The organism is Pseudolactococcus yaeyamensis (assembly GCF_054658615.1).
The window spans coordinates 26,470-48,270 of sequence record NZ_BAAGGP010000006.1 but is presented as its reverse complement, the minus strand read 5'-3'; the positions used below and the strand labels follow the sequence as shown (position 1 = coordinate 48,270).

Genomic DNA, 21,801 nt, shown 5'->3' with positions numbered 1-21,801 from the left:
CACAAATCGAGAATTAGCATAATTTAGGTAATGATAAAAGAGATAAACCACATGAAATCAACGTTTTAAAAAACGAATTTCAGGCGGTTTATCTCTTTTTAAGACTTTTCTGCCTTATTATATTTTAAATTTAAGTACTTATTAAGGAACTTGCCAGTGGTAATTAGGAGGCAAACTACCACCAGGAGGAACGACTGTGCTATGACCTTTACGCGTTTGCCAAGTATAGCCATCTTCAATCGCCCACTTATTAGCGGCTGTTTGATTAACATTTGCTGTTTCAGTAGCCTGAGCCGCCTCTGCGGCTTTTCTTTCAGCTTCAGCTATTGTAGCTGCGACTTTCGCTTCTTCAGCAGCTTTCTTTTCTGCGGCTGCTTTTGCCTTATCTTCGGCAGGTTTATTATGTTTTTGAGTCGCTGTAATCGTTTTTTTCAAAGCAACGACAGCTGAATTAACAGTTTTTTCTGTTTTTGCAGCTGTCATGTTTGCCAGATCAGAATTGAGGGATTGTTTATCTGTTTCTGAGGTAAACGTACTTTCCAAAAGATCCTGAGCAGTTTTCGTAAGCTCAAGTATCTCTTGAGAATTTCTAACACTATCAGCGCCTGTCAGATCAATTTGGACTTTGACCTGCTCACTTGCTGTTTTTAACGAGTCATTTTGCGCCTCAAAAGTCTCAAAAGTTTTATCAGTAATATTCTTTCGACACACCTTTAATAACTCAGATAATTTTTCTTTGTTTTCTGAAGAGATATCTTTATCCTGAATATACGCTTCTGCTGTTGCTAAACTACTTTCCAGCAAGGTCTGATTAGATTCATTTTTCGCAATCAGTGCCCTAGCTTTATCACTTTCTTTCTTGACACGTTTTGTCTCTGACTTAATCTGCGCTATATCAGAATATTTTTTAAGAGTATCATGTTTTTTCCCAGATTCTTCAACTTGTGCATCAATCGCCTTAGCATAGGTAAGTGGTAAATACTCACTACTTTGAAAATCTGACAAATCATCGATTTGTTGGTGCAGAGCGCTTCTAACTGTCTTGACTTGTTCCTGATGATCTGAAATCGTTGCTGCTGTTCCGATACCACCGCCAACCAAGACAATCGCTGTCGCAATCAGTATCTTAGTTTTATGACTTAACTGACGTAAAAAATTTTCCCGTTCATCCCTATCCAACTTTCTTTTGAACTCCATTTTTAATTATACAAATTTTCAATATTTCAGTCAAGAGAGGCTTAAACGCCGAACCCAAAATCTACGTTTTCACTTATTTCTTCAAATGATAAGAATAACTTGACACCACCACATTATCACGCCAGCTGAGATAGTAACGCATACGGACTGACATTTGATTGTGGAGCACGTTTTGCCAAGAATGTTTGGGCACAAACTGAGGGACGATGACCGTTACCGTATGATTCTTCTTCTCTGCTGATTTTGATACTAAATCAACGTAGCGAACAACCGGTTTCACGATATCGCGATAGCTTGATTCCACTATCGAAAATCGGACATTCGGGTACAAAGCCTTAAACTCAGTCTCAACTTCTTCATCTTTCTGATAAGTTTCTTTAGTTGAGACATGAACCGCTAAGATTTCCGTTCCGATGGATTGAGCATAGCTCATGGCACCGACAGCAACATTAGTCACATTACCGACAAGGACAATGACGACATTACCTGAATAGACATGGTCGACGACCTTATCTTCAAGACGGAGTTGATGCGCGACTTCTGTGTAATGACGTTTTATGGCATAGAAAATTCCAATCAAAATCGGCATGACGATAAAGAAAGGCCAGATATCCGCTAAACGGAAAACCAGTAAAATCAGAACAATAATCGCTGAAATCGCAGCACCGATGATATTCGATAGGGCATGGTGCCAGAACTTACTGCCCAATTCCCGACGCCATTTGACGACCATCCCAGTTTGCGAAAGCGCAAAGGGCACAAAAACGCCAATCGAATACAGCGGAATCAAACGCTCAGTCGATCCGTTAAAAATCATGAGTAACACCACAGCACCTGCAGCAAGACTAATAATACCATTTGAGTAGCCTAGTCTATCGCCTTTTTCCATGTACATGTGAGGCATATATTTATTTTTGGCTAGGTTGTAACTGAGCATCGGGAAGGCCGAAAAACCTGTATTTGCAGCGACTGCTAAAATCATCGCAGTCGAAAACTGAAAAACATAATAGAAAATACGACCGATGCCATTAAAATCAAAAATTGTATGGGCAACTTGCGATAGTACGGTTGAATGCGCATTAGGTACCACACCTAGATAATAGTTTAGGAAGGTAATACCTGTGAAAAATAAACCAAGAATCATCGCCATCAAGACCAAAGTTCCTGCCGCATTACGTGCCTTAGGTTTTTTGAAAAATGGAACGGCATTTGAAATCGCTTCGACACCTGTCAGACTGGCTGAACCGCTAGAGAAGGCTTTGAGTAAGAGAATAAGCGAAATCCCCGGCACAGTTGCTCCGATATGACTGGTCGCATGATAAGTCAAATCACCCGTCACCACTTTGAACAAGCCAACGATTAACAGCAAAACGGTCGCCGCCACAAAAGTATAGACTGGCACTAACAAGAAGCCTGCCGATTCACGAAGACCACGGAGGTTCAACAGCATTAACAAAAAGACTAAGATCATCGAAATCTCTAGGTTATAAGAATGCAGAGTTGGGAGTGCTGAGGTGATCGCATCAGCACCCGCTGAAACTGAAACTGAAACCGTTAGCATATAGTCAACAAGTAGGCTACCGCCTGCAATCAATCCAGCATTGGCTCCCAAGTTTTCGGTTGATACGACATAAGCGCCGCCACCATGCGGATAGGCGTGGATAATCTGACAATAACTCAGCGTCAGGGCAACCAGCAAGACAAGAACCAGTGCCGCAATCGGTAAGCTATACCAGATGGCTGCTGCAGACAAAGTCAAAAGCACTGTGACAATTTGCTCCGTCCCGTAAGCAATTGACGAAAGTGCGTCACTAGATAACATGGCTAAAGCTTGGAATTTTGTGAGCAGATGACTGTCATCATCCGTTGATTTTAATGGCTTCCCAACCAAAATCTGTTTCACATTTACTTTTTTCAAAATTACTCCATTTGAGTCTGTCCTATATTTTAAAAGCCCTTCTAAAATTTTTATCACTATCAAGCTAGGACAGCTGATGTTTAGGTTAAATTTCACGTTGCTTTTAATCGTGCTGACTCGTCTCATTATTATAACACCAAAAGATAGGAATTCAAAGTATTTTTTGCTAATTTTTATCAAAAAAACACTGCCAAATGGCGGTGTTAATTTAATTTTTTAGCTTGATAAAATTTTGCTACCAGTTGTTCAAAATGCTCTTGAACGAAGGCTTGTTCTTTTTCCGATTCTGGCTTGAAAAACTTTATCGGGCTCACGACCATATCTCGATAAAGTAGGAAGGTGATAGTTTTAGTTTCAGCATCCATCTGAAATTTAATAGCTGGATGACTATCAAAAGTCCCACAATAACCGGCAGTCGAAAATTCAAGCTCATAACTATCGTCACCAAAGTCCTGAACACGATAATAGCCATCCTCGAGATATTCTCTGCTCTCACTAAAATTTGCTAGGATAAAGTCAAGTTGGGTCATCTGATTATTTTGTTCCGAATAAACGGTCACCCGCATCTCCCAAGCCCGGAACGATGTAACCATGGTCGTTTAATTTTTCATCCAAGGCTGCGGTAAAGACATCAATATCTGGATGTGCTGCTTGTAAAGCTTTGACACCTTCTGGTGCAGCAACAAGACAGACAAATTTAATATTAGCTGCACCTGCACCACGTTTTTTAAGTGAGTCAATCGCCAAAATAGCAGAGCCACCTGTCGCTAACATGGGATCTACCACAAAAATTTGACGTTGGTCGATATCTTCTGGTAATTTAACGAGGTATTCTACTGGTTGTAACGTTTTTTCATCGCGATACATGCCGATATGCCCAACTTTTGCGGCTGGTACTAATGACAAGATACCATCAACCATCCCAATACCTGCACGCAAAATCGGCACGATGGCCAATTTTTTACCTGATAATGTTTTTTGGATTGTTTTCGTGATTGGTGTTTCAATTTCAACATCTTCCAGTGGCAATTCACGTGAAATTTCATAGCCTAAAAGCATGGCAATTTCATTCACAAGTTCACGGAAGTCTTTTGTCCCGGTCGAGGTTTGACGTAAAATAGTGAGTTTATGCTGAATCAGCGGATGTGTTACGACTTGAAATTTTCCCATTATTATAAACCAACTTTCTGATAGTTTCTTTCCTACACATTATATCAAAAATCTATCGTATTTGCTATGCTGCTTTTAGATTTTCAACGCTTCATTTCAAACTCAACGCTCCTTTTGAAGCAACAGTCGACAATAGATTTTCAAAAATAGTTTGATACTTAAGGAAAAGTAAGCTGTCATACAAGTACATACAAAAAAAACGTTTGAAAACGTTGCTTTCATACAGTTTTTCTATTTTGACTCTGTTAAAATCTAATGATTTTTGATTTTTTATTCAGAGTCTTTTTTTCAAAATTCTTTCGCTAGAGCTTCACGCTGTTCAGGAGACATAAAACTTGCCTCAAAGGCATAACGACCGATTTTCCGAAACTCCGCCTCACTCAAGTCATACCAGTCTGCAATTTTTTCGTACTCATCATTCAAGGTTGTGCCTGAGACGGTGCGGTTATCGGTATTAATCGTTACCCTGACACCGGCATCAAATAGTTTTTTAAAGGGATAGTTGGCCAAGGTATCAACCGCCTTAGTCTGAAAATTAGAGGTCGGTGCCATTTCTATCGCAATCTTGTTTGTGACCAAGTCTGACCAGCTTTCAGGGACGTCTTTTAGCGCCACACCATGACCAATTCGACTCGCCCCTGCCTTGATAGCCCCTAAAACGTTTTGGGCACAGCCACATTCGCCAGCGTGTAGCGTCAGCGGAATGTGATTTGCTTTGACTTTTTCAAGGACTGGTGCGAAGATTTCCGAAAAGCCATCCACCTCTACTCCCGCCAAATCAAATCCTGCCAGATGCGTCAAGCCACCGTCTGCAAATAAATCGACGACTGTTAGAATACTGTCGACTGACTCATGACGCATACCACAGAGTAGGGCGTTGGCTTTAACTTGGAAATCGCGTTCGCCCGCAGCTAGACCTCGTGTGACCGCCGTAACGATTTGCGCTAGAGTTAAGCCACCCGCCGTGTGCAAGGTTGGCGCAAAGCGGATTTCCATGTAGCGGATATTATCTTTCTGCGCTTGCTCGAGAATGTCATAGGCGCCAGTTCAAGCGCTGTTTCAGTTTGCAACAGGGGCAAGACGAAATCAAAGGGTGCTAGATACGCCATCAGGTTTTCAGCATCTTGGGGCGCTGTGATTTTTTGGCGCAAGGCAGTATCTGAAACAGGAAACTCAATCCCCACCTGTTGCGCTAGGCGCCGAATTGTTGACATGCCAATCGATCCGTCCAAATGACAGTGCAATTCCACTTTAGGTAACTGCTCAATTTCTAGTCGTGTTATCCGCATACTTGCAGCTCTCCTCTCATTTACTTCGTTTTTTGCCCAACACCCGTCAGATAATCAATCTGATAATCTGGCTGAACATTGAAAACATAGACATTGATATCACAGGCTTTGCCGCCATCTTCGATTGATTTCGCCATCATCTGCACACCACGCGGTAGCAACTCTTTGCCCTGATAAATCGGCGTGACCTGATAGCGCACATGCAATTTCTTGTCGTGTAAAACATCCGAAATCTGCATCTCGAAGTCTTGCATGCCCGGTGAATTCATCGCCCGCGTGCCTGTCACCAAGTTCTCCCGACTGCCCGCATCGCCCGAAAACATCCAAGCCACCAAATGACTGCGATTATAGAGCGTGAACTTGCCATTATTAAAATCAATCTGCTGATTATTTGACCGACCATTGTAAGCCCAGCCCGCAGGATTATTGGGAATCCTTGGGCGAACCATGGTTTTGACTTGCATATATCGATCATAACTCAGGCGTGCATTGGCTTGATTAGCTCTGCCTAAACTATCAAGAGGAGAAAATTTTAGCCAGTCATCCTGATTTGAATCCTGTGACAGTTCCTCAGCTGAAAAAGTTGAGTGTCCACCATTTAACTTCACAAAATAGTTATCAGAGCCGTCCCATTTGAGTTTGAGCAACTCATCCGCATTGCCTGCCTTGATGATTTTTTCTTGTGAAAACGGGGTGTGAACGCCTGACTGTGTGAAGATAAAGTAGCCCGCAGCACCAATGACTAGCACAACTAAAACGATGAGTTGTTGCATTTTCGTCAGACGATTGAACACTTTCTCGCCTGATTTGATTAATTTTCTCTGGTCAGATTTTTTCAATGCTTTCTCCACTCTCTAGCTGTAATTTCCCGCGACATTTGCCACAGAGATATTTTTTCAGGTTTATCCGTCGTTTTCTTAGGTAGATTTGACCACAGCTCACACAGCGATAGCTTAAACTTTGAACATCTGGTAGGGGCGGTGCAAAGCGTAGACCACCGACTTGTGCTAGTAAAGCTTTGAAATCTCGATTGCCATGTTTGTAGCCACGACCTTCACGGTAAAGATGATAATGCACCAGTTCATGCTGGACGATTTTCCGAAAAATAGCCTCTGAAAAAGTATCGTACATCTTTTCATTGAAGTCTAGGTGCAAATCTTTCGGAAAAAACCGGCCACCTGTTGATTTCAAACGACGATTAAACTTAACTTCATGCTCAAAAGGCTTACCAAAATCCGTTAGCGAGACCCATTTCACAAAGGCGAGTAACGCATCATTTTTGTTTGTCATTTGTTTCAGGTAAATCTTTTGGTTCAACCATTGACAAGCCGACTTTGCTACCACGACTTTGGTCGATTTGGTAGACCCACACGGTTACGATTTGGCCGACAGCCACGACACTTGACGGATCTTTCACGAATTTTTTAGCCATGCGTGAAACATGGACTAGACCATCTTCTTTGATACCGATATCAACAAAAGCGCCAAAATCGACCACGTTACGGACAACACCTTCCAGTTTTTGGCCGACATGCAAATCCTTGACAGATAAAACATCTGAGCGTAAGATTGGCGCATCAAAATCATCTCGCAAATCACGACCTGGTTTCAGCAAGTCTGAAATGATGTCTTTCAATGTCGCTTTACCAACTTCAAGTTTATCGGCTAATTGATTAAGGTCAGCTTTTTCTAATTTGGCACGTGCCGCATCATCCAGCTCCTGAATGCCAAATTCTGCGAATAATTGGTCGACAACCTTATAAGACTCTGGATGAACACCTGTATTATCAAGGATATTAGCACTGTTTGGAATGCGGAGGAAACCTGCTGCCTGTTCAAAAGCCTTGGCGCCTAATCGTGGTACTTGATTGATTTCCTTACGTGACTTGATGACACCGTTTTCTTCTCGGTAAGCCACGATATTTTTAGCAATAGTAGCGTTCAAACCTGCAACGTGTGAGAGCAAGCTAGCACTCGCCGTATTCACATTCACACCCACTTGGTTGACCACTGTTTCAACAACGAAATCTAGATTTTCTGTCAATTTTTTCTCAGACACATCATGTTGATACTGACCAACACCGATAGCTTTGGGTTCTATTTTCACTAATTCAGCTAGCGGGTCTTGTAGGCGACGGGCGATTGAAATGGCTGAGCGTTTTTCAACAGTCAAGTCAGGAAATTCTTCTCGCGCGAGTGGACTGGCTGAATAAACAGACGCCCCACTTTCCGACACGATGACGTATTTGGCAGATAAGTGATTGTCTTTGATGACATCTGCGACAAACTGCTCACTTTCTCGCGATGCTGTCCCATTGCCGATGGCAATCATTTCCACGTCATAATCTTTAATCAGCTTGGTAAGTTCAACTTTCGCCTGTTCGATTTGTTTAGCAGAGGCTGGTTTGACAGGATAAATTACTGTCGTCATCAGCATTTTGCCAGTTTTATCAACAATGGCAATCTTAGCCCCAGTTCTAAAAGCTGGATCAAAACCAAGGACGACCTTTCCTTTCAGTGGTGCCACAAGCAGGAGATTCCGCAGGTTTTTACCAAAGGTTTCAATCGCACCGTCTTCCGCACGTTCTTTCAGCTCAGCTCGAACATTACGCTCCATGGCAGGAATAATCTTCGATTTAAGGGCTTCGTTGATAGCTGTTTTCAGATAGGCATTGGTCTTGGCATTGTAACGGCTCTCAAACATAAGCGTCATCTTATCGACATTATGCTCAAACTTGACCGTCAAAATGCCAAGTTTTTCACCTCGATTAAGCGCCAAAACTCGATAATTCGGAATTTCAGACAGTTTATCCGAAAAATCATAGTAAATCTGAAAGACATTTTTCTCATCCAGACTGGCATCTTTTTCAGTCGTCGTCAAGCGAGAGTTTTGCTTGATTTCACCCAGCACCCAAGCCCGCATCTTCACATCTTCAGAAATGGCCTCAGATAAAATGTCAAGGGCACCTGAAATGGCATCGTCAGTTGACGGCACCTCTTCATTTAGATAGCCCTCAGCACTTGTTGCGACATCACCATTTTGCATGATGACCTTGGCCAAGCCAAACAAACCACGCTCCTTAGCAATCATCGCCTTCGTCCGACGTTTAGTTTTATAAGGCAAATAAAATTCTTCGACTTCTGATAATTTTTCAGCTGCCAAGATATTTTTCTTGAGGTCATCTGACAGCTTGCCCAGTTCTTCGATTTTCGTAAGAACTGCCGTTTTTCGCTCATCTAGTTTGATAGCACGGTCGTTTTCGTCCACGATTGCCTTGATTTGTACTTCATCCAAGTCACCCGTTGCTTCTTTCCGATAACGGGCGATAAAGGGAATGGTATTGCCCTCGCTCGTCAGGTCTAAAACCTGCTGGATTTGCTTAGGTGAAATTGAAAGTAGCGTTGAAATTTTCTCGATTTGTTCATTAGTTTTCATTTGTCTATTATACCAAAAATAGCGCCTTGTGTCCCGAGTCTGTCTCAAAAACATAGACAAAACTTTAATCCCAAGCCATTAAAAACAAAAAGAATTTCAAGCCGATGGCCTTAAAATTCTTTTTGTCTTACGCCAATTTGTCAAATCAGCTTTCAACAGCTCTACTGAAAGCTGACTTGCTTCTTATAATGGCGATGTGCGCCATATGACGGGTTACATTTGATTAAGCCATATGGATATAAGAAGCACTACATCGAGATATGACACGTGTCCTTGTTTTTCCTAGACCCGCTGCGGTGTTCATTTCTTTGACGGTAACAGTATCACCAGAAACATCAATCACAACAGCAATGTGCCTGTAGGTAGCATCAGTATCTGCACTATCTGGTATAAAGACTGCGATTGTTGACTTGGCAATGGGTTGGTCATCCACTCTGAACCCTTCACGACTAGCGCCTCCTGCTCCTTCAAGTGCGAAATCTTCTTGTGTCATCAAAAGAGTGACAATATCAATAGCGGTTTGCGCATTTTCTAGGCATAAATTCGCTTCGCAGGCTAATGTTTCTGCTGATATGCTCAAAACACCCGCATTGATAGGCGGTTTAAAGGTTAACTCTTGACCCTCATAGATGTCACCAGAACTGTGTTTTTTTGAGTGTTTGACACTAGCTTCAACGGCAACTTCTTGCGCAGGGGCATTATCCCATAATGTGTCCCTAGCTTTAACGACATGAGTCACAGTTGGGGTGGCAAGCGGTTCATGTGCTAAGACTGAATTATGAATTGTCAACTGTGCCTCCTTATCTTTTGGGGCCATCAGAAACGTCTCTTGCACCACTGAGTTTTCCTCGCACAACTCTACTGAGGGCTGCAATGATGATAACCTCTCTTGTCCATCATCTAATGGCTTTTTTGTTTCAGTGCCTATGCTTATCCTGCGCTTTAAAGCAAGGACACTGAGTAAAATAAGCACGATAATAATAAAATCAAAAACAAAAATAATATCTCTAATTTGAATTTGATTGAACAAATTCAAATTAACTGAATTGGTATCGCTAACGGTGGGCGTTTTGTCTGGAAAAAAGTTAAAGTGTTTCTCAATCCGATAGCAAAGCGAGGAAAAGAAAAGTAAGCTACTTCCTACAAAAGCAATGACAAATGTCACCGTATAGCTAAACCAGTTAATTTCAATAAATGATGCAAACCCCATGATTGTGATTACCAAAAATGTCGGCATCAAGATGGTTAAGACAAATCCCTGCAAAACATGCTCAAGATAAAACATATCTTTTGCTGTTAAATAGATATCAAGTACTTTAATCCCTAAACCAATGGTGAATAGCCAATAAAATAAGCCTCTAAAACTAACGCTATTTTTTATGTTTGTCACTCCTTCACCCCTCTACCTATTGCCAGTACGGTGTACTGCTAAAGTTAGCTCTCTCTCTGCTCATTTTGTCAAAAGTTGCTGCTCTAACTGTCCTCTCAATTCGAAGACTTTCATGTTCAAGTGTTTCATTCTCAGCTATCTGGCAGGATACTTTTGACAGATGAGAGTTGAGATGGCACACCACCAAAAGCACAATTCATCACTCAGAATTGTGCTTTTGTCTTCACAAATACTGTTCTTCTTTTGCTACTGCTCAACCATCAAAGAAGAGTACAGCAATACATATAGCATTCTATTTCATAATCTCTTTATAGGTGCTCGGCGTCATCCCTATTATTTTTTTGAAAACTCGATTAAAGTAACTTGTCTCATTGAATCCTAGTTTCTCGGCTACATCGCTAACCTTCATCCCCGAAATCAGCATATATTTTGCCAAATCCATTTTAAATGGTCTGTAAAATTCTAGAAATGACATACCACAGATTGCTTTAAACTGTCTTGTAAAATTTCTACTTGTCATACAAGATTCTGCTGACAAGTCTGACAAGGTGTAATTTTTTTCTATGTGATATAAAATTCTTTCCACACAACTATAAAGCTCTGTATCTTTAAATTTTTCTAGAATTTCTCTATAGCAATTCGGAATGCTTTGTATTCTAACCATCTGCATATGCGGTGTTAGATCTTCATTTGAGACAATGATGGTATCAGAATCACTGTCTTTTTTAGTAATGAGTAGTAAACGATGCTGGTCGTTATTTAAGAAAATTAATTTATGTAGTTCATTATTTGAATAGACATTGTAGCCTTTTGATTCCAGATATTTAACGGTGCAATTTTTAATTTTCTCATCAAAATTATCACGTAATACTTTTTTGTTAAAGTGTACGACTGAAAATTCTAAATTGTGTATCTCAAGATTTTTGATAATATCCTCTACTTTCAAAATCCAACCTCCCTGAATATATACTAAGCTTCATAATTCTCAACTCTTATTTTGAAGGTTTTCACCTATTTATACTTAGGCTCCCTTCAGAGATTACGCTTGAACATAACAAAATAACGAACTCTAGTTATTTATATCTGATTTTTCCAGACTACCCTAGTTTACCAATTAAATTCCTTACTAAACAGATAATTTTAGGACTTTTTCCTTGTATTTTTAAGACATTTTTTGACTGTTCATTCATCCGTCAATCCTAAGACTTGACAAGATATTGTAAATTACTCTACAAATAGCTCTCTATCATTGAAAAAGCGATACCGATGTGTTGCGCTTAGCGTAATGAAAATTACAATAAAAGCCTCGAAAAGCTCTATACATCTGTAATAGCAGCTTGAAGTTATACGATTAGAAATGATTTCTCCATGAATCATGCGATGACAACTGGTTAAATCTTTCTTGATACGACTATTCGTGATGGCTTCTGTTCCATTAAAAATTCTAACACATTATTATCGCAATCAACAAATAATATGATAATTTTAGAAAGCGATCAATATCTCATCACACACAGTTTCAAAAAAGAGCCTCCCCTATTATAACGATAGAGAAAGGCTCCTTTTTTATACTGCTATCCCAGCTGACAAAGGAATAGATTGCGAATTTCCTCAAACTTGAGCTGAAATGTTAGATTTTGATCTAGATATGAACATGAGTACTAGAATCAGACAAAGCAAACCAAGCATGAAACCTCCTACTCGTTGCAATTCTCCTGTTGTTGGCAACAAACCTGTAGGGGTGCTTTGTTGCTGAACAGTATAACGAGGTTGATCACCACTTGTACGAGGTAGGTCCGGTTTTTCAATCGGTGCCTTTGTATCTGCCATTCCTAATTGACCTGAGACGGTTATTTCACTAGTTATGAAATTTTCATTATTCATGAAATCACCTCCCTGATGATTAGATATCAGCTATTAGAATTTGACTGCTTCAAATTTCAAGCCCAATGTGTAGTTCAATTTCACAAGAGTATTAGCATTTGCGTTACCAGTGAACTTGAATGTCCCTTGGTTATTCACGGCAGTACCTGCTGCAGCCGGTGCATCAGTTTTGGCAAATTGGTCGAATTCATTTGCCAATGTCAACAATTCATTTGTAGGTGCTTGAATTTGGGCACCGATAAAGAGTGGTGTGCTTGCTGTTGTAACTTTACCACCTGCTACTTCAAGATTCAAATCAAGGTTTGCTGGCAATGGTTGTTGCAATGTATTTGGTGTCCATTTATCAATACTAATCTTAACAGGACGACCTGATTTGTTTGTCATGTTATAAACTGGTGATTTGATTTGATTTTCAGTATTTTTGTTGTAGAAGATGGCATCAGTTGGTACTGTAATGTTAATCCAGTCTTTATCTCCTTCGGGAATTGTCGCGCCTGGGTCTGTATTATCAACACCCAATGTCCCGTTTACTGAGATATCTCCAGTTGTTTGTTGTACGATGTCTTGGTCAGCTGAAACAGCTTGAGCGCCAGCAAATACTGCTGTTGAGATAAGTAAAGTAGATAGTAATTTTTTCATGGTTTCCTCCAATATAGGTAATAAGTTACGCACTAACATCAAAAGATATTAGCTGACAATAATACTGACCCCCGCAGCAACTTCGCCTTTTTTAGACTTAGTTTTCGGATCATATAAGCTAAAACGAGCTGTTGCTTGGTAGGTTCCTTTAGATAATGATTTTTCTAGCTGTACATCTATCACCTCCTCTCCCGGTTCTATCTTACCAGACGTATAAATCACATCACCAGTCTCGTCATCTGTGATGACAACATTAACTGGATAGGCATTTGTCTGGGGATTTTTAATACTCAATCTGCCTTTTTTTGTCTGACCATCAATCTCGGCTTTTGAACCGATGACCATGTTAAATTGACTGGCATCAGCTTTTTTTTGAGCCGCATCAGCAATTGCCTTATCAGACATTTTTTTGGCGTCTTTTCCGTCTGGCAGAAAATCGCCACTAATGACAGATACTTTTTCTTCTGGTTTATGCCAAAAGAAGTGATAAGCGCCATAACCACACCCTATTAATAAAAGACAAAGCAGTGGGATTATAATCCTTTTTAATTTGTTTTTTTCACGATTCTCGTGTGTCATCTGTAACTCCTAATTTTAGTCAATTATTTGATGTGTCACTTCCTATGCGCAATTTATCTAGCCTTAGGAGTGAAGAAACAGGACCACCGTAGAGTAGAACTACAATATATTTTCGAGGGGGGATCGTTTTTTTGTAAGTTCCTAACCACAACAATCGTTGTGATCCTGTCTCTTCACTCCTAAGGTCAAATGCCTCGCATCATTAACCTAAAGTGATGTTTGAGAAATTCTGCCTTAAAATGGTGTCTTGTCAAATCTCAAGCTTAACGTATAGTCTAATTTCCGAACACCTAGTGCCGTCGCTGAGCCACCAAAGGTAAACTTAGCAACGTTATTAACTGCCGATCCTCTTACGACTGTCGGATCAAGTTGTCCATATTGATCTAGGCAGTTTGCCAAAATCAGCAGTTCATTAGATGCTGTCTGACTCAAACCTTTTTCAATCAATTTTGTGCTTGGTGTCGTCACTTTTTTCCCTGTAACATTAAGATTTAAAGCAAAGTCCGCTGGCACCGCTGGATTCTTCACACTCGGCGTAAAGCCGTCAACGCTTACTTTTACAGGAACACCTGAATTATTTTTAATCGTATAAGCTGGTGCTCTTATAATCACATCTGTTGTTTTATTATAAAAAATTGTATCCGTTGGTATCGTCACATTAATCGCATCATCTAGTACGTACAAAACAGTACTTGTTAGTGTATGAACTGGATTGGCAATGTGATAATTAATCGTGCTATTTTCCGTTATCGTTGGCACATGGTCTTGAACTTTGTGTGGCACTGGCGGGGGAAATGTCACAACGCCACTCGAATCTACACCTACTTTCGGATGGTCAGATGTATATTTAGGCGCTTTGGGACTGTCGTTGATGACACCATTGACAGCGTAATCACTGAACTGACTTGTAATTTTACTTCCTGTCACTTGATCGACAAAATAGGTGTGCGTAATCTTTGCCTTTGTCACTTCATTTTGAGGCGCAGGAACTAGATTGTTTTTGACACGATAAATCACCTGATGCGTGATATCTTTTGTTTCAGATTGACTTTTCGAGTCTCGAACTAATTCAACCAGAAAATTTTGATCTACCTTCGAATCTGTGTCAAATTTCACAGAAGCCTGAGGATAATTATTTGATTTTAGGATATAGCCTTGTTTGAGGTAGTACGAAATACATGTCATCACATCATACGGGATATAGCTATTAGGCAGACCCGTGACGACATCTGTTTTAAGAATTGTGCCAGTCGTTGCATCTTTATAAACAATATTCGCCTTTTGTGGCTCAGCTTGATAGGTAATCAGGTGCTTTTGGGGCACACTATCTGTAGCAGATTTTAAGTTATTTGTCCTATCCGTTGGCTCTCCAGGGATGCCTTGATTCGCTTCAGCATCAGTAACTGCTGTCCCATCAATGACCGCACGATACCCCGGAAGCGCATACTGACCAGCAATTGCAGAGAAATCCGTGTCAGTCGTTGTTATCTGCTTCTCTTCTGAGATTTTGCCGTCAGGCTTAATGACTGTTAGGATACGCTCCTGAACAGAAGGCTTCATATAAGTCTGAATAATCTGTTCTTGACTATCAGTTCTACTTGTCCCGTTTGCCGTGTCATCCATCATGATATTAAAGTCAACGGTTGAACCATCACTAGCATAACTTGGATGTTTCGCTTCACCTGTGATGTCATTAAGATAATAATACCCTGACAGTCCCGGCACCTTAACTGTCATGTCTTTTTTAGTCAAGCCTTGAAACACATGATTTCGACTGGGGTCGATTTTCTGACCAGTTAATTTATTAATTCGCTCCACATAACCTGTTTGCACATCACGTTGATATGTGACAACAACATTTTTATCACTACCAACACTCGGATTTTGGCTCGCAAGATAGGTATAACCTTGTGGCATATCTGGTTTTTCATAGTAGTAAGACGCCGTCATATCGCCGTTCCCAATCCCCAGACGTCCACCTAGTGGCATCAACACTTTAGATTGTAAGCCTATGGTATTACCACCATCATCTTTAAAATCGACAAGTCTTTCTTTCGCGAGATAGCTGCCTGTCACAGAGGTCACGATAGAGCGACTAGTATAATCGCCATTATTATCTCCCTTATCACCATTTCCGAGGACACCTAAGTAAACTGGTGAAGATTGATCAATCCTAAATTGCACCACTGCTGTTTTATTTTGTGGCGTATAGCCATTATAAATATTTTCTGTCGCAGCTGCTGTGGTGGCTGAATTATGACGGAACATAACCGTGGCAATACCTGTCGTCGCACTATAATCAATGGTTGCCCAGATTTTAACATTCTTGTTCTCCCACCAAAAACCAACATAGTCATCATCCATGTATCGCGAAGGACCATCTGGACCACCACCACCAGTCACACGAGTATAGTCAGTACCACTCGCTAGGATCGCCGCATATCCACCGTCATTATGAAAACCTGAGAAAAGCATGTAATGCCCATCATAAGCTTGTTTCTCATTTTTAAGAGATCCAGAAGAACCTTGCCAGTTCCCCGCGTCAACACCTAACTTCGACACGATATCCTCTGGTGGTATATCTGAAATATAGAGACCTGCTGCAGCAATTCTCGCATCAGGTACCGTAATTTCAGCAGATATTGAGAAATTTTTAGTAGGATCCAACGGCTGATTGAAGGCAGCAATCGCATTTGAATCGACATTAGAAGGAATCACAAATTCCGAACCCTTAAAGTAAGGATTAATCGCACCCTTAACTGCAATTGTCGCATTATTAGCAAAATCTTGTCCGACTGTTGTAGGCACTCTAAAATCTGCAACACTCGCATAAAAATCTGGCTGTAAGACAGCACCTCGCAACAAAATCGTTGCTGACGTTGACATCGCTGAAACAATATCCGTGGATAAACCTTTTTGAATATGAGACAGAATTTTAGGTGTAATACCTGTTGACTCTAGTACAACACCACCCGCTATCGCCATCAAAGTAGCACTTCCATAAAGCCATTTTTTTCCTGACTTCCATGTCCGATGATTGGTTTTCTTTGTATCAGGTTGATAATCATTCAAGATTGCTAACTCCTCCTATTCTAAAACGTTAATCATATTTTATCTCAGCTTAATTTCTAAATCGATGATTAAGATAATCCGAGTAAAATATATCGTCTTTCTACAATTGGCGATACAGGATTGCCCACATATTTACTGCCATGGTTATTTGCGAGATAAGCGATGATGTACAGGTCATCTCATCCACTTGTCTTAATAAATTTTAACAAACATCCGTCATTTAAAACAGGTACTTTTAGGACATCCACTTTGTACTTTTAGGACAACTTTGGTTCTTTTTTAATTAAAAGAAAAATTATAAAAGCTAATTTATTCAACAATGCTTCCAACTTCATTTCCATGATTGCTTAAGTTCTGAGCTATTAATTCCTTATATCCCTTATTCTATTAAAAACATTTATTAGAAATATCTGTTTTTTTTATTTTTATTTTCCCTTTTTGACCTTAACTCTTTTTTAGACTTCTATCGCACCATCCTTGCCCAATTTTTTTCAAGCATGATAACAGCACGGCCACAAGCTATCGCAGAAAATACGTATCAAATCGACAGCAAAATACCCGTCACTCAGAAAGCTAGCAATAAACTATGAATCATCTGATGTTTAAATTGGTCTTTTCAACTTTTCGTTTCTGCTCTTTCTTTAAATTTTAGGGCAAAAAAAAGCCATGCAAACGTGATGTTTGCATGACTTTATCGGTCTTAACCCACAGACCCTTCCATCTCATAACTAATCAAGCGGTTCAATTCAACCGCATATTCCATCGGTAATTCTTTCGTGAACGGTTCAACGAATCCCATGACAATCATTTCTGTCGCTTCGGACTCTGTCAAGCCACGGCTCATAAGGTAGTAGAGCTGTTCTTCAGAGATTTTAGACACTTTCGCTTCGTGCTCAAGGGCGACTTGCGAATTGTGAATCTCATTAAAGGGAATCGTGTCAGATTTCGACATATCATCCATGATGATGGTATCACATTCGATATGGCTGACTGATTTCTTACTGGCTGGATTGAAAGTCACCTGACCACGGTAGTTGACCTCACCACCCCCTTTGGCAATGGACTTAGACACAATCGAGCTTGATGTATTTGGCGCATTGTGAATCATTTTAGCCCCAGTATCTTGGATTTGTGACCGATTGGCAAAGGCGATAGATAACATCGTACCGCGTGCGCCGGGGCCGTCCAAATAAACGGCTGGATATTTCATGGTCAACGCTGCACCCAAGTTACCGTCAATCCATTCAACAGTCGCATTACTCAAAGCACGCGCACGTTTGGTGACCAAGTTGTAGACGTTATCTGACCAGTTTTGGATGGTTGAATAGCGCACATAAGCGCCTTCAAGGGCGAAGATTTCTACAACTGCTGCGTGAAGTGAGTTACTGTTGTAAGTCGGTGCGGTACAACCTTCGACATAATGCACGCTGGCACCTTCGTCAACAACAATGAGTGTCCGTTCAAACTGACCAGTATTTTCGTTGTTAATCCGAAAATAAGTCTGCAAAGGAATATCAACTTTAACGCCTTTGGGGACATAGATGAAAGTGCCACCTGACCAAACTGCTGAGTTAAGAGCTGCCAATTTATTATCCGTTGGCGGCACCAATTTTGCAAAGTATTTCTTGAAAATTTCAGGATATTCTTTCAAGGCTGAGTCCGTATCGGTAAAGACGATACCGAGTTTCCTGAATTCATCTTTCATGTTATGGTAAACGACTTCTGACTCATACTGAGCTGAAGCCCCTGCCAAATAAGCACGTTCCGCTTCTGGAATCCCGATACGTTCAAAGGTTTCTTTGATTTTTTCAGGAACATCATCCCATGAACGAGCAGGTTTATCTGATGCTTTTTGATAATAAATGATATCATCAAAATTGACACCTGACAAATCTGGCCCCCATTTAGGGAGTGGTAATTTGTGGTAAGCTTCTAGCGCTTTCAAACGGAAATCAAGCATCCATTGTGGTTCTTCTTTTTCAGCTGAAATTTCACGAACGACTGCTTCAGTCAAGCCTCGACCTGTCGAGTAAATCGGTGTTACGTCATCGTGAAAACCAAATTGATAGTCACCTAAGTCGACTTCTTCAATGTTGGGTTTGATAATATCTTCTGCCATATTTTTTGGTGCCTTTCCTTTTTTAATTAACGGTAAACCGTCTATTTATTGCCATTCTGCTGGACTGGTATAAAGGAAATCGCGGGCGCGCTCCTCACCATAATAACGAACTAAAAAGTCACGTTTATAAGCCCAGAAGGCATGTTCAGAGTCGTTTAATTTCTGACGAATCTCTTCTACTGTTCTCACGACAAAACGTTCATTGTGAATACTTGCAAGGACCATGCCTGTCACCTCATTTGCCTTAAACAAATGGCGGAGATAAGCTTTGGTATGGTTCTCACAGGTATAGCAATCACAATCGCTATCAAGTGGGGTGAAATCGTCTTCAAATTTCTTGTTCTTGATGTTAATCCGACCATCATAGGTAAAGATAGCACCATTTCTGGCTTGACGGGTTGGTGCAACACAGTCAAAGGTGTCACAGCCATATTCAACACCGAGGAATAAATCAGCAGGCTGTGCCCCCATGCCCAATAAATGTCTGGGTTTACCTTCTGGTAAGGTCTCATTTATCCAAGTTAGCACATCTGGCAATTCCTCTGGTTGAAACGTCCCGCCAATCCCGAAACCGTCAAACTGCTCACCATTTTCAAGCGTGAGATTCCCTAGGAAACCAGCACTTTCGCGACGATAGTCTTCTTCACGAGCACCTTGGACGACACCAAAGAGGGCTTGTTGTAATTCTCCTTTTTCAGCGTGACTAACATTGAGCTCCGCATGGCGGCGCAAGGAACGTTCTGCCCATGCATGGGTTGTATCAAGCGCAGATTTGATTTGCTCACGACCCGCCAAAGGAGAGGTTAGCTCATCAAATGCCATGTGGATATCGGCGGCGATCTGGTGTTGGAGCTCCATGGAGTATTCCGGTGTCATGAAAATCTTATCGCCATTGAGATGGCTCTTAAACCAGACGCCTTCTTTTTCAACTTTGGTCAGTTGGTCAGCACTCATCACGGCATTCTCAGCTGCCCCCTTGGTCGTGTGACTAGTCGCATCCAAGCCTTTTTTAAAGGCCATGCCGAGTGAATAAACCTGAAAGCCACCTGAGTCGGTGTACATGGGTTTGTGGTAGTTCATAAAGTTGTGAATACCACCCGCCTTAGCCAGTAAATCAGCGCCCGGTCGTAACATCAAGTGATAGGTATTTGACAAAATTGACTGCGCCCCAAGGGCATTAATCTCAGCATTTGTCAAAGTTTTCATGGTTGCGGCTGTTGCAGCACCGATATAAGCTGGCGTTTGAATGTCGCCGTGTGGCGTTGAAATCGTGCCACTACGCGCCAAGGTATTGGGAATTTGACGTTTGATGTCAAACGTTAAGGGTTCTTTATTTTGCGTCATTTAAATCTCACAGTGTCCTGATAAGTTGGCAACTTCAGAGCTGCCGATATTATTTTCCAAGGCTTTTTTCAAAGCATTCCAAGCTAAAGTTGCGCATTTAATCCGTTGCGGAAACTTGGCAACGCCAGATAACAAAGCGCCGTCACCTAATTTTTCCTGACGATCATCAGTTTTGCCTTGAACCATTTCAGAAAAAATGTCAGCCAACTCAAAAGCTTCATCTGATTTTTTGCCAATGACAGCATCGGTCATCATTGAGGCTGAGGCTGTTGAAATGCTACAGCCTGAGCCATCAAAGGCGATGTCTGAAATAGTATCCCCATCCAATTTCAGCGAGAGTTTCATCACATCGCCACAAGTAGGGTTATTCAAATCTACCGTTTCACCGTCCTGTAACTGACCGTGATGATGCGGGTGACTTGAATGATCAAGAATCACCTGACGATAGAGGTTATCTAATTTAGAAAGCGCCATGGTTACTCCTTTGATAATAGGCTGGCGAAGTTGTTTGGTATAGTCTGTTTAAGTGTTGCACACTTAAACGCCAAAAAACGCCTTGGTTAATTTAATGGCTTCGACTAACTTATCACAGTCAGCAAAAGTGTTATAGATGTAAAAGCTAGCGCGAGCCGTTGCAGGCAAGCCTAGATAATCAATTAAAGGTTGCGCACAGTGATGACCGGCACGGACAGCTACACCTTCCATGTCAAGTGCAGTCGCAACGTCATGGGGGTGAAGACCGTCTAGATTAAAGGCAATCACACCTCCACGGCGTTGATTATCTTCTGGCCCATAAATGGTCAAGCCTTCTATCTCACGCAACTGAGGCATGACATAGTTCAGCAAGTCTTGCTCATGTTGATGGATATTGTCAAGGCCAACCTCAGTCAGATAATCAACCGCTGCACCAAGTCCGATAGAACCTGCGATATTTGGCGTTCCCGCTTCAAATTTCCAAGGTAATTCTTTCCAGGTTGCGCTTTGTTCATAGACAAAGTCAATCATTTCGCCACCAAACTCAATCGGATGCATCTGATTAAGTAAGGCTTCTTTTCCGTATAACACACCGATACCCGTAGGTCCCGCCATTTTATGACCAGAAAGTGCGAAGAAATCACAATCTAAGTCTTGCACATCTACGATCATATGGGGTGTTGATTGGGCACCATCTACAACCATAATTGCGTCATGCTCATGAGCAATTTGAGCAATTTCCTTGACAGGGTTAATCACACCTAAGACATTTGAGACATGTGTGATGCTGACAAATTTTGTCTGATTTGTGACCTTATCCCGCAAGTCAGCCATATCCAGTTCACCGTCTTTAAGGTAAACGAATTTCAGGATTGCACCTGTTTTAGCTGCCGCTTGTTGCCAAGGGATAATATTAGAGTGGTGCTCCATGATTGAGATGACGATTTCATCTTCAGGTTGTAAAATCTGCTCAGCAAATTTTGCCACCCAGTTTAAGGCAGTCGTTGTCCCACGCGTGAACAGTACTTCCTTACGCGAGCTGGCATTGATAAAAGCACGCACCTTATCACGACTAGCTTCATAGTCAGCCGTTGCACGCTCCGCCAAGGTATGCACCCCACGGTGCACATTGGCATTATTGCGCTCATAATAAGCCCGAATAGCATCTAAAACTTGTTGAGGTTTCTGCGTTGTTGCCGCACTATCCAGATAAACCAAAGGCTCATCGTTGACGATTTGATCCAGAATTTTAAAATCACTCCGAATTTTTGAGATTTCTAAGGTCATCTA

At 41.2% G+C, this 21,801-nt stretch carries 17 protein-coding genes and 1 pseudogene; all 18 read right to left on the bottom strand.

Features of this window, described 5'->3' with window-relative positions:
- Positions 1-141: 141 nt before the first annotated feature.
- Positions 142-1,197: a hypothetical protein gene (locus tag ACYQ21_RS02445; protein WP_460054773.1), complete on the bottom strand. Its 1,056-nt coding sequence runs from the start codon at positions 1,195-1,197 to the stop codon at positions 142-144.
- 73 nt (positions 1,198-1,270) lie between these two features.
- Entirely contained in the window at positions 1,271-3,115 is a 1,845-nt protein-coding gene (locus ACYQ21_RS02440) for an APC family permease (protein WP_460054772.1), read from the bottom strand.
- Between the two features lie 203 nt (positions 3,116-3,318).
- Positions 3,319-3,675 (bottom strand): hypothetical protein, encoded by a 357-nt coding sequence (locus ACYQ21_RS02435; protein ID WP_460054770.1) that lies wholly within the window; start codon positions 3,673-3,675, stop codon positions 3,319-3,321.
- Entirely contained in the window at positions 3,650-4,285 is a 636-nt protein-coding gene (gene upp, locus ACYQ21_RS02430) for a uracil phosphoribosyltransferase (RefSeq protein WP_460054769.1), read from the bottom strand. The genes ACYQ21_RS02435 and upp overlap by 26 nt, the downstream gene beginning before the upstream one ends.
- A 288-nt stretch (positions 4,286-4,573) precedes the next feature.
- Positions 4,574-5,574, bottom strand: a pseudogene (add, locus tag ACYQ21_RS02425) (adenosine deaminase).
- Between the two features lie 20 nt (positions 5,575-5,594).
- Positions 5,595-6,413, bottom strand: a complete 819-nt coding sequence (locus ACYQ21_RS02420) for a DNA/RNA non-specific endonuclease (RefSeq protein WP_460054767.1) — start codon at positions 6,411-6,413, stop codon at positions 5,595-5,597.
- Complete coding sequence (locus ACYQ21_RS02415; protein WP_460054765.1) at positions 6,400-6,864, bottom strand: SprT family protein; 465 nt, start codon at positions 6,862-6,864, stop codon at positions 6,400-6,402. The genes ACYQ21_RS02420 and ACYQ21_RS02415 overlap by 14 nt, the downstream gene beginning before the upstream one ends.
- Positions 6,848-9,010: a Tex family protein gene (locus ACYQ21_RS02410; protein WP_460054764.1), complete on the bottom strand. Its 2,163-nt coding sequence runs from the start codon at positions 9,008-9,010 to the stop codon at positions 6,848-6,850. The genes ACYQ21_RS02415 and ACYQ21_RS02410 overlap by 17 nt, the downstream gene beginning before the upstream one ends.
- Before the next feature lie 223 nt (positions 9,011-9,233).
- Positions 9,234-10,400 (bottom strand): CHAP domain-containing protein, encoded by a 1,167-nt coding sequence (locus ACYQ21_RS02405; RefSeq protein WP_460054761.1) that lies wholly within the window; start codon positions 10,398-10,400, stop codon positions 9,234-9,236.
- 292 nt (positions 10,401-10,692) lie between these two features.
- Positions 10,693-11,346, bottom strand: coding sequence for a helix-turn-helix transcriptional regulator (locus tag ACYQ21_RS02400; protein ID WP_460054760.1), 654 nt, complete (start codon positions 11,344-11,346; stop codon positions 10,693-10,695).
- A 665-nt stretch (positions 11,347-12,011) separates the two neighbouring features.
- Positions 12,012-12,284 carry a hypothetical protein gene (locus ACYQ21_RS02395; RefSeq protein ID WP_460054758.1) on the bottom strand — a complete coding sequence of 91 codons (273 nt, stop codon included), beginning with the start codon at positions 12,282-12,284 and terminating at the stop codon, positions 12,012-12,014.
- Positions 12,285-12,317: 33 nt separating this feature from the next.
- Entirely contained in the window at positions 12,318-12,923 is a 606-nt protein-coding gene (locus ACYQ21_RS02390; RefSeq protein ID WP_460054757.1) for a hypothetical protein, read from the bottom strand.
- 48 nt (positions 12,924-12,971) lie between these two features.
- Positions 12,972-13,502: a hypothetical protein gene (locus ACYQ21_RS02385; RefSeq protein ID WP_460054756.1), complete on the bottom strand. Its 531-nt coding sequence runs from the start codon at positions 13,500-13,502 to the stop codon at positions 12,972-12,974.
- 234 nt (positions 13,503-13,736) lie between these two features.
- A complete protein-coding gene (locus ACYQ21_RS02380; protein WP_460054754.1) occupies positions 13,737-16,574 on the bottom strand; it encodes a mucin-binding protein in 2,838 nt (945 codons plus the stop codon).
- A 700-nt stretch (positions 16,575-17,274) separates the two neighbouring features.
- Entirely contained in the window at positions 17,275-18,693 is a 1,419-nt protein-coding gene (gene sufB, locus ACYQ21_RS02375; RefSeq protein ID WP_460054751.1) for a Fe-S cluster assembly protein SufB, read from the bottom strand.
- A 45-nt stretch (positions 18,694-18,738) separates the two neighbouring features.
- Positions 18,739-20,037 carry a tRNA guanosine(34) transglycosylase Tgt gene (tgt, locus tag ACYQ21_RS02370; RefSeq protein WP_460054749.1) on the bottom strand — a complete coding sequence of 433 codons (1,299 nt, stop codon included), beginning with the start codon at positions 20,035-20,037 and terminating at the stop codon, positions 18,739-18,741.
- Entirely contained in the window at positions 20,038-20,511 is a 474-nt protein-coding gene (sufU, locus tag ACYQ21_RS02365; RefSeq protein ID WP_460054747.1) for a Fe-S cluster assembly sulfur transfer protein SufU, read from the bottom strand. It lies immediately after the preceding gene.
- Positions 20,512-20,574: 63 nt separating this feature from the next.
- Positions 20,575-21,798: a cysteine desulfurase gene (locus ACYQ21_RS02360; RefSeq protein ID WP_460054745.1), complete on the bottom strand. Its 1,224-nt coding sequence runs from the start codon at positions 21,796-21,798 to the stop codon at positions 20,575-20,577.
- Between the last annotated feature and the right edge of the window lie 3 nt (positions 21,799-21,801).

What these genes read in the sequence shown, in the direction of transcription:
- ACYQ21_RS02445 (WP_460054773.1), bottom strand. Translation starts at nt 1,197, where the DNA reads ATGGAGTTCAAAAGAAAGTTGGATAGGGATGAACGGGAAAATTTTTTA.
- upp (WP_460054769.1), bottom strand. Translation starts at nt 4,285, where the DNA reads ATGGGAAAATTTCAAGTCGTAACACATCCGCTGATTCAGCATAAACTC.
- ACYQ21_RS02415 (WP_460054765.1), bottom strand. Translation starts at nt 6,864, where the DNA reads ATGACAAACAAAAATGATGCGTTACTCGCCTTTGTGAAATGGGTCTCG.
- ACYQ21_RS02410 (WP_460054764.1), bottom strand. Translation starts at nt 9,010, where the DNA reads ATGAAAACTAATGAACAAATCGAGAAAATTTCAACGCTACTTTCAATT.
- ACYQ21_RS02395 (WP_460054758.1), bottom strand. Translation starts at nt 12,284, where the DNA reads ATGAATAATGAAAATTTCATAACTAGTGAAATAACCGTCTCAGGTCAA.
- ACYQ21_RS02390 (WP_460054757.1), bottom strand. Translation starts at nt 12,923, where the DNA reads ATGAAAAAATTACTATCTACTTTACTTATCTCAACAGCAGTATTTGCT.
- ACYQ21_RS02385 (WP_460054756.1), bottom strand. Translation starts at nt 13,502, where the DNA reads ATGACACACGAGAATCGTGAAAAAAACAAATTAAAAAGGATTATAATC.
- sufB (WP_460054751.1), bottom strand. Translation starts at nt 18,693, where the DNA reads ATGGCAGAAGATATTATCAAACCCAACATTGAAGAAGTCGACTTAGGT.
- tgt (WP_460054749.1), bottom strand. Translation starts at nt 20,037, where the DNA reads ATGACGCAAAATAAAGAACCCTTAACGTTTGACATCAAACGTCAAATT.
- sufU (WP_460054747.1), bottom strand. Translation starts at nt 20,511, where the DNA reads ATGGCGCTTTCTAAATTAGATAACCTCTATCGTCAGGTGATTCTTGAT.
- ACYQ21_RS02360 (WP_460054745.1), bottom strand. Translation starts at nt 21,798, where the DNA reads ATGACCTTAGAAATCTCAAAAATTCGGAGTGATTTTAAAATTCTGGAT.